Origin of the sequence: Devosia marina (assembly GCF_009758415.1) — a bacterium.
Classification (GTDB): domain Bacteria; phylum Pseudomonadota; class Alphaproteobacteria; order Rhizobiales; family Devosiaceae; genus Devosia; species Devosia marina.
Map to the genome: position 1 here is coordinate 112,686 of NZ_WQRF01000001.1, position 11,444 is coordinate 124,129.

Sequence of the window (11,444 nt, forward strand, 5' to 3'; positions counted from 1 at the left end):
CCCATCATTATCAGCCCGCGTTTGGCAGCACTACTCCGGCTTGCGCAGAAGATAGGTGTCCATGATCCAGCCATGGCGCTCACGGGCCAGAGTGCGCGTGTTGGCGATGGTTTCGCACACATCGCCCAGCCGTCCGGCGACAAGGATCTGGTCGGGCGTGCCGAGGTAGGCGCCCCAGAAGATTTCAAGATTGGGGTCTGCATCGCGAAACGCCATCTGCCCATCCAGCATGACCACAGTGTCGGTGGTGATGGCGCCAAGCTTGCGGCCCGGCGTGATCAGCACCGGCTCGCCGATGCGATTGAGGGCAATGCCGTGGGCAGCCGTCAAGGCCTGAATAGCGGTAATGCCCGGAATGACTTCAACCCGGATAGGCTCGGCAACATGTTCAAGAATGCGCAGCGTGGAATCGTAGAGTCCCGGATCGCCCCAGACCAGAAAGGCTCCGGTGCCATTCTCGGGGACATCGGAAATCAGCATTGCGTAGATGTCAGCAAGGGTCCGGTGCCAGTCAGCGACGCCCTCACCATAATCGGCGCTTTGTGCGTCGCGCCTGGGTACGGCGTAACCGATCTGGCGCGGATCCGGCCTGAATACATGGCGGGCAATGATGGAGCGCCGAACATCGGCCAGATCGGATTTGTTGGCGCCCTTGTCCGGAATGAAAAGCACATCGGCCCGGTTAAGGGCGTCAATCGCGGCGACCGTGACATGCTCGGCGCAACCAGTTCCGATCCCGACGACATATATGGTTTTCATGGTTGCCCCCGCACCATTGGTCCTGCTGCAATGGCAGAGCGTCGCTCGCCTGGCAAGGCGTGACTATTCCGTGTCGTCCTTGACCGCTTCCATGGAAACATGGGTGGAGGTATGCGCGACATGTGGCAGAGCCGAGATTTTCTCGCCCAGCACCTCCCGATAGGCGGCGATATCCTTGGTGCGGACCTTGAGCAGATAGTCAAAGCTCGAAGCAATCATATGTGCCTGCTCGACCTCGGGCAGGGCGCGCACGGCCCTGTTGAATGCGTCCAGCGCTGCCTTGCGAGTGTCGCTGAGACGCACTTCGACAAAGGCCACATGCGGCAGGCCCAAGCGCGTCGGGTCAATCACGGCCCGATAGCCCAGGATATAGCCCTCATGCTCCAAACGCCGGATACGGGCCTGGCAGGGCGTTTTGGACAGATTGACCCGCCGGCTCAATTCCGCAACGCTGATCCGGCCATCGCTGGCCAATTCGTAGATGATGCGCCGGTCGATGTGGTCCAACGGACTGCCAGGCGGAAATTTCATAGGCGTTTCTCTAATTTCATGACGATCTGATGTTTCAATCGCCTGCCCACGCGTAGCAGATTGGGCGAAACGGCCATAGCGTTTCTGGCATCATGGGCCTGAGCTTCAGGATTGACCGATTATGCCACAGACCCCACCTCGCCAATTGCTTCGCGCCCGGCTCCATGCCGAGGAAACCACGCTCGTCCGGGACCTGATCGGCCAGACAGGCCTTGACGAAACCGCCCGCGACCTGATTTCGCAGCGCGCCGTCGATCTAGTTCAGGCTGTCCGCAACAGCAGCAAGCTGGGCCTGATGGAGAGCTTTTTGGCCGAATATGGCCTGGACAGCGAGGAAGGCCTGGCGCTGATGTCGCTGGCGGAAGCGCTTCTGCGGGTGCCCGACAGCGAAACGGTTGACGCCCTGATCCACGATAAGATTGGCGGCGCCGATTGGGCCCGCCATTTCGGTGGCTCCGAGAGCCCCCTGGTCAATTTTTCGTCCTGGGCGCTGAACCTGACCGCCGAGGTGCTGGGCGATCCCGAAATCGCCCCGAAATCGGCATTGCACCGGGCCGTGGCGCGGCTGGGTGAACCAGTCATCCGCACCGCTGTCAGCCATGCCATGCGCCTGATGGGCAGCCAGTTCGTCTTTGGCCGAACCATCGACGAAGCCGTTGCGCATGCCAAAAAACCCGAGGCTCTGGGCTATCGCTATTCCTACGACATGCTGGGCGAGGCAGCCCGCACGGCTGAGGACGCGCAGCGCTATTTTCACGCCTATCTCAACGCCATCAACGCTTTGGCACCGCATTGCATTCACGGCTCAGTGCGCGACAATCCGGGCATTTCGGTAAAGCTCAGCGCCCTTCACCCACGCTATGAATTTGCTCAGCGCGAGCGCGTGATGACCGAACTGGTCGAGGTCACGCGTCAGCTCGCTCTGGTCGCGGCCAAGGCCAATATGGGCTTCAACATCGACGCTGAGGAGGCCGACCGGCTCGACCTCTCGCTCGACGTGATCGAAGCTGTGCTCGAAGCGCCCGAATTGGCCGGTTGGAACGGTTTTGGTGTAGTGGTGCAGGCCTATGGCAAGCGCGCCCTGCCGCTGATCCAATGGCTGGAGGAAACTGCCGCCCGGCTGGATCGCCGGATCATGGTTCGTCTGGTCAAGGGGGCCTATTGGGACGCCGAGATCAAGCGCGCGCAGGTTATGGGTCTGCCGGGTTATCCGGTCTTTACCCGCAAGGCGGCGACCGATGTCAGCTATATCGCAGCTGCGAGAAAGCTGCTCGAGGCCGAACACATCTACCCGCAATTCGCGACCCACAACGCCCACACCGCAGCCGCTGTACTGTATCTGGCTCAGCAGTGCGGCCGGACCAAGGACAGCTACGAGTTTCAGCGGTTGCACGGCATGGGCGAACAATTGCACGATGTTTTGCGCAAGGCCGAAGGGACGACCACGCGTATCTATGCGCCGGTAGGTGCACATAAGGATCTGCTCGCCTATCTGGTGCGGCGTCTTCTGGAAAACGGGGCCAATGGCTCTTTCGTCTATCAGATAGCCGATGACGACATTCCGGCCGAGACGGTGGCCGAGGATCCGATTGGCAAGCTCTTGGCACTGGGCGATGCCATCCCCAATCCGGCCATTCCGCAACCTGCGGCGATCTTTGGCCGCCGCCGCAATTCCGAGGGGCTGGACCTGTCGGACCCCGTTGCGTTCGGAGCGATGGAGACGGCGCGGAAGGGCTTTGCGACGCATCGCTGGCGAGCGGCCAGCCTGGGTGCGATGGACGCGAGTGGTGACTCCATGATCGTGGTTGCGAACCCGGCAGACAATTCCGACACAGTCGGTGAGGTGCGGCAGGCGAACGGGGCACAGGTACAGCAGGCCATCGCGGCGGCGAGCGGGTCGCGGTGGAGCGAAGTGCCGGTTGCCGAGCGCGCTGCCATGCTGCGGCGTGCTGCCGATCTTTATGAGGCCAACGCTGCCGAATTCTTCGCCCTTCTGGCCCGCGAGGCCGGCAAGAGTTGGGCGGATGCGGTTGCCGAACTGCGCGAAGCCGTTGATTTCCTGCGCTATTACGCCGATGAGGCGCAAAAGCTGAAAGCCCCGGCCCGCGGCCCCTTTGCCTGCATTTCGCCCTGGAATTTCCCACTCGCCATTTTCACCGGGCAAGTCTCCGCTGCGCTGGTGGCCGGCAATCCGGTCCTGGCCAAGCCGGCGCCGCAGACCCCGCTCATTGCCTGGCGTGCGGTCCAATTGATGCATGAGGCCGGGGTGCCCGCGGATGCCGTCCAACTGCTGCCCGGCGGACCGGAGTTGGGCACGCAACTGACGTCCAACCCCGCCATCGCGGGCGTCGCCTTCACGGGTTCCCTACCAACCGCGCGGCGCATCGAACAGGCCATGGCCCAGCATCTATCGCCCCATGCCCCGCTCATTGCGGAGACCGGTGGCCTGAATGCCATGGTGGTGGACACCACTGCGCTGACCGAGCAGGCGGTTCGCGACATCATCGCCTCGGCCTTCCAGTCGGCCGGTCAACGATGCTCGGCCTTGCGCATTCTCTATGTCCAGGAGGAGGCGTATGAACGGACCATGGAGATGCTCAAGGGCGCCATGAACGAACTTGCACTCGGCGACCCCTGGAACCTGGCGAATGACATTGGTCCCATCATCGATGCGACGGCGCGGGACAAGATCAATGCCTATGTCGCGGCGCGGCAGGATCGCATAGTGCACCAGCTGGTGGCACCAGATGGCGGCACATTTGTCGCCCCTACGGTGCTTGAGGTGGCCGGCATCGAGGAGATGCCCGAGGAGATTTTCGGCCCGGTCCTCCATGTCGCGCGCTTCAACGGTGACGAACTCGAAAAGGTCATCTCTGCCATCAACAATTCGGGCTACGGCCTGACCTTTGGCATGCATACCCGCATTTCTTCGCGTGTGAAGCGTTTGGCGCACGCTGTTCACGTCGGCAATATCTATGTGAACCGGAACCAGATCGGCGCCGTGGTTGGCAGCCAGCCCTTCGGCGGTGAGGGTCTTTCTGGAACAGGCCCCAAGGCCGGCGGTCCACACTATCTGCCACGGTTCACGCAAGGCAGCTCATCACTACAGCAAGGCGTTCTCGACCTTCCGGGACCAACAGGTGAGAGCAACAGGCTCAGTGCCGTCCCACGCGGGACGCTGCTTTGCCTCGGACCCACGCCGGAAGATCTGGCTGGCCAGATCGAAATGGCCAAAAAAGGCGGTTGTCGCTTCGAAAGCGGCGACGTGGATTTGGAGCAGCTGCGCCTGGGAACGGACTTCGATGCAGTGGCTTGGTTCGGTGATGAAAATCAGCTCAGAAGCATCCGCAGGGCGCTGAGCCAGAGGACCGGCGCGCTAATGCCCTTGCTGTCAGGTCCAGGGGATATCGGCAGGCTTCAGCTTGAGCGCCATGTCTGCATCGACACCACGGCAGCAGGTGGCAACGCATCGCTGATGGCGTCGGCGCTCTAGACGCAAGGCAGATCCCGTCTCTCCCTGCAGGGGTGGCGGGACCCGCCCCCTGATGCATTCAGCCTTCGGCGACCAGCAATGCCAGTTTTGCCGGAATGGAGAGGACATCGCGCACCATCTGCACGCGCTCCGGGGTGTAGTAGCCCTCGACATCGAGAATATTCATGGTGGCAACCAGCTCGTTGCCAAGAATGATCGGCATATTGACCACTGATTGGCAGCCAAGCTGGTTGATCAGTTCGTGATCGAAGAAGACCTCGGCGATGTCCTCGATGGTGTTGGCGACGAAGTACCGGCGCTCCTTGTGGACGATATCGAACCAGGGGCCGTAATTGATCGGCTTGGTGCCCGATGCCGGATAGTTCACCGGATCGCTGGTATAGGCGCGGCGGGCAACATCAGCGGCCATATCGACGGTCATGATGGTGAAGAGCTTGGCGCCCACGCTGGCTTGAGCGAGATCCTGCAGGGCCTTGTAGGCAGCCTCGGCGGTTTGCGCCACGGCGATGGCGGCGTCGAAGGTTGCGAGGGCTTCGGTGGTGGTCATCTGGGGTCGTCCTGAAAATACTAAAAGTGTGGTCCGCAGTGGTGCGCCCGGATTCGCCGGGTGGCGAAGGTGTTGTAGGATCGGACCTGTCCCAACCGCGCTGCCAGCCTTACCCGCCCTCGGTGGCGGCGAGCAGCTCGCGGGAATAGGGCTCTTTGAGGTCGGCGGATTTGAGTTGGGCGACATCAGCAACCTCGACGATGCGGCCATGGCGCATAACCGCTAGGCGATCACAGAGAAAGCTCACCACGGGCAGATTGTGGGTTACCAGCAGAAACGTCAGCCCCTGCTCGCGCCGGAGACGCTTCAAGAGGTTGAGGATTTCGGCCTGCACGGACACGTCGAGCGCCGAGGTCGGTTCGTCCAGCAGCATCACCTTGGGCTCGAGCATCAGGGCGCGGGCAATGGCGACGCGCTGGCGCTGCCCGCCTGAAAGCTGGTGCGGAAAGCGGAAGCGGAAACGCTGGTCCAGACCTACCGCGGTGAGCATGGCTTCGACCCGCTCGCCCCGATTGCCAAGGCCATGAATAGCCAGCGGTTCGCTCAGCGCCGCGTCGATGGTCTTGCGAGGGTGCAGCGACCCATAAGGGTCCTGAAATACCATCTGCACCTTTCGCGACACATTGCGATCGACATGATGGCTCCGTGCCCCGCCCATGACGGAAATGTCGCCGGTCCAATCCGGGGCAAGACCTGCAATGGCGCGCAGAATGGTGGATTTGCCCGAACCGCTCTCACCAACCAGGGCGAAGCTTTCGCCCTCGGGAATGGAGAGGTTCACATCGAAGACGACCTTGGTGTCGCCATAGGCAATATCGAGATTTTTGAGGTCTATGGCGTTCATGTGCCGGCCCATTGCGTGCGGTCGAGCACGGGGAGTTCGTCGCGGGTTTCGTTGATCACCGGCATGGCGGCGAGCAGGCCCTTTGTGTAGGGGTGCTGAGCGTTTTCGAGCTGACCAGCGGCGCATTCTTCAACCACCTGGCCCGCATTCATCACCAGGATGCGGTCGCAATAGCGGCTGACCAGGTTAAGGTCATGGCTGATCAGGATCAGCCCCATTCCCTTGTTGCGCACCAGCTCGTCGATAATATCGAGCACCTGCGCCTGCACCGATACGTCGAGCGCCGAGGTCGGTTCGTCGGCAATCAGCAATTCAGGCTCCGGGATCAGCATCATGGCGATCATGATTCGTTGGCCCATGCCGCCCGAGACTTCATGCGGATAGAGTTTTGCCACCCGCTCGGGATCATTGATCCGCACGGCATGCAGCATCTCGATGATCCGTGCCTGAACGTCGCGGCGCGGCAGCTTCTGGTGCGTCACCAGCGCTTCGGCAATCTGCTCGCCCACGGTCATCACCGGGTTGAGCGAGAATTTCGGGTCCTGCATGACCATGGAAATGCGGGCGCCGCGAATGGCGCGCATTTGCTTTTCGCTCTGGCTCAGAATGTCGATGCCGTCGAATTCGAGCTTGTCTGCGGTGACTTCACCTGGCTTGCGGATGAGCTTGAGGATCGAGCGGCCGGTCATGGATTTGCCCGAACCACTCTCGCCCACAATGCCAAGGCGTTCGCGGCCCAGGGTAAAGCTGAGACCCTTCACCACTTCGACGCGCCCGGTATGGGTTGGGAAGCTGACGCGCAGGTTTTGAACACTGAGGAGGGGGGCGGTCATCAGCTCTTGCCCTCACTGGTCTTTTGCATCTTCCGCTCGGTCAATTCTTGCCCTCACTTTTGGGATCGAGCACGTCACGCAGCCCGTCTCCCAGGAAGCAGAAGCCCAGCGACACGATGATGATGGCAAAGCCGGGCATGGTGGCGACCCACCACTGATCGAGAATGAAGGTGCGGCCTCGGCTGATCATCGCACCCCATTCGGGCAGCGGCGGTTGGGCGCCCAGACCAAGGAAGCCCAGGCCAGCCGCGGTCAGGATCACGCCGGCCATGTCCAGGGTGACGCGGATGATCATCGATGAAGTGCAGAGCGGCAATATGTGCTGCACGATGAGACGGACAGGGCCGCCACCAGCAAGCTGCACCGCCTGGATATATTCGGCATTGCGGATGGTCAGCGTTTCGGCACGGGCAATGCGCGCATAAGCCGGCCAGGAGGTGATGGCGATGGCAATGATGGCATTGTTGATACCGGGGCCAAGCGCGGCCACGAAAGCCAGCGCCAGGATCAACTTGGGAAGCGACAGGAAGATATCGGTAAAGCCCATCAGGAAGCGATCCACCCAGCCGCCGAAATAGCCGGCAATGGCGCCGATCAGCAGGCCCAACGGAGCCGAAATCAATGCCACCAGCAACACGATGGTGAGCGTGATCTGCGAACCCCAGACCACGCGGGAGAAGATATCGCGGCCAAGTTCGTCCGTGCCCATCCAATGTGCTGCCGAGGGGGGCATCAGCCGATTGCCAAGGTCCTGCCCGACGGCCGAATAGGGCGCAATCCAGGGGGCGAAGGCCGCCGTCAGCAGCAGCACCAGGATGATGACCCCGCCCAGCACAGAAAGCGGATTGCGCATCAGCGCGGTGAAGACGCGATAAGCGCGGCCCACATTGGCCTGCAGGCGGGATGTCGGAGAATCGGCCAGAAGCCAGTCGCGGTTGCTCATCAGCGGGCCCTCGGGTCGAGGACGCGATAGAGCACGTCCGAGATCTTGTTGATGACGATGAATACGGCGCCGATCACCAGCGTTGCCCCGAGCACGGCATTCATGTCGGCGTTGAGCAGCGCAGTGGTCAGGTAATTGCCGATACCGGGCCAGGAAAAGACGGTCTCGATCATCACTGAGCCTTCCAATAGGCCCGCATAGGAGAGGCCGATCACGGTAATCAGCGGCACTCGGATCGGGTTGAAGGCATGGCGCCAGATGACGACGCGCTCCGGCACGCCCTTGACGCGGGCCGTGGTGACGAATTCCTGGCTCAATTGGTCGAGCATGAAGCTGCGCGTCATGCGGGCAATATAGGCGAGGCTGAAAAAGCCCAGCACGGCGGCCGGCAGGATGATGTGGCTTACTGCGTTCCAGAAGATGTCGATCTCGCCGCGAATGAGGCTGTCGATAAGGATCATGCCGGTGACCGGCTCCACCAGCCCATCATAGAAGATGTCGAGCCGTCCCGGGCCGCCGACCCAACGCAGGCGTGCATAGAACAGGGCAAGCCCAACCAAGCCCAGCCAGAAGGCCGGTACGGAATAGCCGAGCAGACCAACAACGCGGATGACTTGGTCGAGCCAAGAGCCCTGCCGGGCGGCGGCCGTGACGCCAAGGGGGATGCCAAGTGCGCAGCCGATGAGAATGCCCAGCGTCGCCATTTCAAAGGTGGCCGGGAAGAACCGGGAAAGGTCCTCGATAACCGGGCGGCCGGTGGAAACCGACATGCCCAGATCGCCCGTGAACACATTACCCACGTAGGAAATGAATTGCATCCAGAGCGGCTGATCGAGCCCCATGGCGATCTTGGCGACGTCATATTGTTCCTGCGTCGCCCGGTCGCCCACGACGGCCAGGACCGGGTCGATGGGAATGACCCGGCCAATGAAGAAAGTGATGGCCAGTAGGCCCAGAAAGGTCAGAAAGAGCGTGAGGACGAAACCGCTTGCTGTGGAAAAACCACGAACGAGGCCTCTGCCTGCATAGCCTGGTGCCGGCTCCGGCGATGCGCCCTGCTGATCAATCGCCACTCGAAATCCTTTCGGAGAAACAAGCTCTTATGGCCGCCGGCCTGCTGTGCCAGTGGATCGCAAAAGCTTCACATTTCGCTTTCACCATACAAGAAACTTTGCTTATATCAAAAAAATTTTGGTGGAGTGGGTTATGGCCGAGGCATTGGCGAAGGCAGGGGAGGGGCACCCCAAAGTGGGGGCGCTGATCCGTGCGCGCCGCCGTCAGCAGCACATGACCCTGATGGCACTGGGCGAAGCCGCCAATGTCTCGGTCGGCTATCTCAGCCAGGTCGAGCGGGACCACGCAACCCCCTCGCTGGGAACGCTCGCGCAGATCGCCAGGGCCCTCGGAGTCTCGATCGATTATTTCGTCTCCTCGCCAGCCACGCACAACGCCCTGACTCGGGCAGGGGAGCGCAACCGCTTCTCGCTCGACGGTTCTTCCATCATCTATGAGCGCCTGGGCGCCGACTTTCCCGGCAACCAGCTCTCGAGCTTCCTGATGGTCGTGCCGCCCGGCTATCAGTCCGAAACCGTCGCGCACGAAGGCGAAGAGATCCTTTATGTTCTCGAAGGGTCAATCACCCAGCGTCTCGATGGCGAGGAAATGGAGATGAGTGCGGGCGACAGCCTGCATTTCCGTGGCAACCGCCCCCACTCCTGGTCCAACCACACCGACCAGCCGGCCCGTCTGCTCTGGACCGGCACGCTGGCACTCTTTCGCTCTACGGCGCGCCCGCGCCCCGTGCTGGCGAAACCCAAAGCCGGCACCAATAAGCCGGTCCGCAAGAAGCCCAATCCCAAGGAGAAACGCACATGAAGCTCTTCCGCACAGCCCTTATGGCATCCGCGCTTGCCCTGCCGCTGGCAGCAGGCGCTGCCTATGCCGCAACCCCGGCCGACGCGCTGGTGATCGCCCAGAATATCGACGATATCGTCGCGCTGGACCCTGCACAGGCCTATGAATTCTCGGCCGGCGAGATCAATGCCAACCTTTATGACCATCTGGTGCAGTATGCCGCCGAGGACACCACCGTCCTGGCGCCGGGTCTGGCCAGCGAGTGGACCGCCGATGAGGCGGCCAAGACCATCACCTTCACCATGCGCGAGGGCGCAACTTTTGCCTCGGGCAACCCGGTCCGCGCCGAAGACGTGCTGTTCTCGTTCAAGCGCGTCGTGACGCTGAACCTGACCCCGTCCTTCATCCTGACCCAGCTTGGCTGGAGCGCCGACAATATTGACGAGATGGTCACCATCGATGGCAACACCGTAACCATCAAGTGGGATGGCGATTTCGCCTCGGCCTTCGTACTCAATGTCCTGGCTTCGCGTCCGGCTTCGATCGTCGATGAAGTGCTGGTTAGCGAGCACGTCGAAGGCGACGACTGGGGCAATGCCTGGCTCAACACCAATTCGGCCGGTTCCGGTCCCTTCGTGCTGACCGACTATCGCCCGGCCGAACTGGTCCGCATGACGGCGAACGAGAACTATTTCGATGGTGCGCCTGCCATGAAGCAGGTGCTCATCCGTCACGTTGCTGAAGCGGCGACCCAGCAGCTCCTGCTGACCTCGGGCGACGTGGACATGGCCAAGAACCTGACCCCTGACCAGATCGCCAGCCTGGGTGATGGGGTAAAGGTCGAAGCCTTCCCCCAGGCCGCTGTGCACTTCCTCTCGTTCAACCAGAAGACCGAGAGCCTGACTGATCCCGCCCTATGGGAAGCCGCACGCTACCTCGTCAACTATGACGGCATGACCGAGAGCTTCCTCAAGGGCCAGATGGAAAAGCACCAGGCCTTCTGGCCCAAGGGCTTCCCCGGTTCCTATGACGAAACCCCCTATTACTACGACGTTGAAAAGGCCAAGCAGATCCTGGCCGACGCCGGTGTGGAAACCCCGATCACTGTCACGCTCGACGTGATCAATTCGGCGCCCTTCACAGATATGGCCCAGTCGCTACAGGCGGGTTTTGCCGAAGCGGGCATCAACTTCGACATCCTGCCCGGCACCGGCGCCCAGGTGATCACGAAGTACCGTGACCGTACCCATGAGGCCATGCTGCTCTATTGGGGTCCAGACTTTATGGATCCGCACTCCAACGCCAAGGCCTTTGCCTATAATTCGGACAATTCGGACGACAACTACACGGCAACAACCACCTGGCGGAATGCCTGGGCCGTGCCGGAAGAAATGAACGAGGAAGTGCGCGCCGCGCTTGCCGAGTCCGATCAGGCCACCCGCAACGAAATGTATGTCGAGTTGCAGAAGAAGGTGCAGGCTGAAAGCCCGATCGTCATCATGTTCCAGGCCCAGTTGCAGATCGCCATGGGCGAGAATGTCGATGGCTATGTCAACGGGTCTAACTCGGACTTCGTTTACTACCGCCTCGTGACCAAGGACTGATTGGTCCCTACCCATTCGGCGGCCCTGACCATCGGG

Annotated in this window: 10 protein-coding genes; 3 read left to right on the forward strand and 7 right to left on the reverse strand. The window is 61.5% G+C overall.

Annotated features, from left to right (window positions below; translation table 11 throughout):
* Positions 1 to 30: 30 nt before the first annotated feature.
* Together cobF and GO014_RS00585 are read right to left on the reverse strand one after the other, a co-directional pair.
* Positions 31 to 759, reverse strand: coding sequence for a precorrin-6A synthase (deacetylating) (gene cobF / locus GO014_RS00580; RefSeq protein WP_157288704.1), 729 nt, complete (start codon positions 757 to 759; stop codon positions 31 to 33).
* 63 nt (positions 760 to 822) lie between these two features.
* Positions 823 to 1,290 carry an Lrp/AsnC family transcriptional regulator gene (locus tag GO014_RS00585; protein WP_157288705.1) on the reverse strand — a complete coding sequence of 156 codons (468 nt, stop codon included), beginning with the start codon at positions 1,288 to 1,290 and terminating at the stop codon, positions 823 to 825.
* A 121-nt stretch (positions 1,291 to 1,411) separates the two neighbouring features.
* Between GO014_RS00585 and putA the strand changes: the two genes are divergently transcribed.
* Entirely contained in the window at positions 1,412 to 4,783 is a 3,372-nt protein-coding gene (putA, locus tag GO014_RS00590) for a bifunctional proline dehydrogenase/L-glutamate gamma-semialdehyde dehydrogenase PutA (protein WP_157288706.1), read from the forward strand.
* 58 nt (positions 4,784 to 4,841) lie between these two features.
* On the opposite strand, the gene GO014_RS00595 is transcribed toward putA, so the two are convergent.
* The 5 genes from GO014_RS00595 to GO014_RS00615 form a co-directional block, all read right to left on the reverse strand.
* Positions 4,842 to 5,330 (reverse strand): GAF domain-containing protein, encoded by a 489-nt coding sequence (locus GO014_RS00595; RefSeq protein ID WP_157288707.1) that lies wholly within the window; start codon positions 5,328 to 5,330, stop codon positions 4,842 to 4,844.
* Positions 5,331 to 5,439: 109 nt separating this feature from the next.
* Positions 5,440 to 6,174, reverse strand: coding sequence for an ABC transporter ATP-binding protein (locus GO014_RS00600; RefSeq protein ID WP_157288708.1), 735 nt, complete (start codon positions 6,172 to 6,174; stop codon positions 5,440 to 5,442).
* Positions 6,171 to 7,007 carry an ABC transporter ATP-binding protein gene (locus tag GO014_RS00605; protein WP_157288709.1) on the reverse strand — a complete coding sequence of 279 codons (837 nt, stop codon included), beginning with the start codon at positions 7,005 to 7,007 and terminating at the stop codon, positions 6,171 to 6,173. The genes GO014_RS00600 and GO014_RS00605 overlap by 4 nt, the downstream gene beginning before the upstream one ends.
* A 40-nt stretch (positions 7,008 to 7,047) precedes the next feature.
* Positions 7,048 to 7,950 carry an ABC transporter permease gene (locus tag GO014_RS00610; RefSeq protein WP_179952896.1) on the reverse strand — a complete coding sequence of 301 codons (903 nt, stop codon included), beginning with the start codon at positions 7,948 to 7,950 and terminating at the stop codon, positions 7,048 to 7,050.
* Positions 7,950 to 9,023, reverse strand: a complete 1,074-nt coding sequence (locus GO014_RS00615) for an ABC transporter permease (RefSeq protein WP_343030691.1) — start codon at positions 9,021 to 9,023, stop codon at positions 7,950 to 7,952. The genes GO014_RS00610 and GO014_RS00615 overlap by 1 nt, the downstream gene beginning before the upstream one ends.
* Before the next feature lie 133 nt (positions 9,024 to 9,156).
* Here GO014_RS00615 and GO014_RS00620 point away from each other — a divergent pair, with 133 nt between their 5' ends.
* Positions 9,157 to 9,825: a helix-turn-helix domain-containing protein gene (locus tag GO014_RS00620; protein ID WP_157288710.1), complete on the forward strand. Its 669-nt coding sequence runs from the start codon at positions 9,157 to 9,159 to the stop codon at positions 9,823 to 9,825.
* Positions 9,822 to 11,408, forward strand: a complete 1,587-nt coding sequence (locus tag GO014_RS00625; RefSeq protein ID WP_116589638.1) for an ABC transporter substrate-binding protein — start codon at positions 9,822 to 9,824, stop codon at positions 11,406 to 11,408. The genes GO014_RS00620 and GO014_RS00625 overlap by 4 nt, the downstream gene beginning before the upstream one ends.
* Positions 11,409 to 11,444 lie beyond the last annotated feature (36 nt).

Excerpts from the sequence above, each read along its gene's own strand:
- GO014_RS00625 (WP_116589638.1), top strand. The coding sequence starts at position 9,822 with ATGAAGCTCTTCCGCACAGCCCTTATGGCATCCGCGCTTGCCCTGCCG.
- cobF (WP_157288704.1), bottom strand. The coding sequence starts at position 759 with ATGAAAACCATATATGTCGTCGGGATCGGAACTGGTTGCGCCGAGCAT.
- GO014_RS00620 (WP_157288710.1), top strand. The coding sequence starts at position 9,157 with ATGGCCGAGGCATTGGCGAAGGCAGGGGAGGGGCACCCCAAAGTGGGG.
- GO014_RS00595 (WP_157288707.1), bottom strand. The coding sequence starts at position 5,330 with ATGACCACCACCGAAGCCCTCGCAACCTTCGACGCCGCCATCGCCGTG.
- GO014_RS00610 (WP_179952896.1), bottom strand. The coding sequence starts at position 7,950 with ATGAGCAACCGCGACTGGCTTCTGGCCGATTCTCCGACATCCCGCCTG.
- GO014_RS00585 (WP_157288705.1), bottom strand. The coding sequence starts at position 1,290 with ATGAAATTTCCGCCTGGCAGTCCGTTGGACCACATCGACCGGCGCATC.
- GO014_RS00600 (WP_157288708.1), bottom strand. The coding sequence starts at position 6,174 with ATGAACGCCATAGACCTCAAAAATCTCGATATTGCCTATGGCGACACC.
- GO014_RS00605 (WP_157288709.1), bottom strand. The coding sequence starts at position 7,007 with ATGACCGCCCCCCTCCTCAGTGTTCAAAACCTGCGCGTCAGCTTCCCA.
- putA (WP_157288706.1), top strand. The coding sequence starts at position 1,412 with ATGCCACAGACCCCACCTCGCCAATTGCTTCGCGCCCGGCTCCATGCC.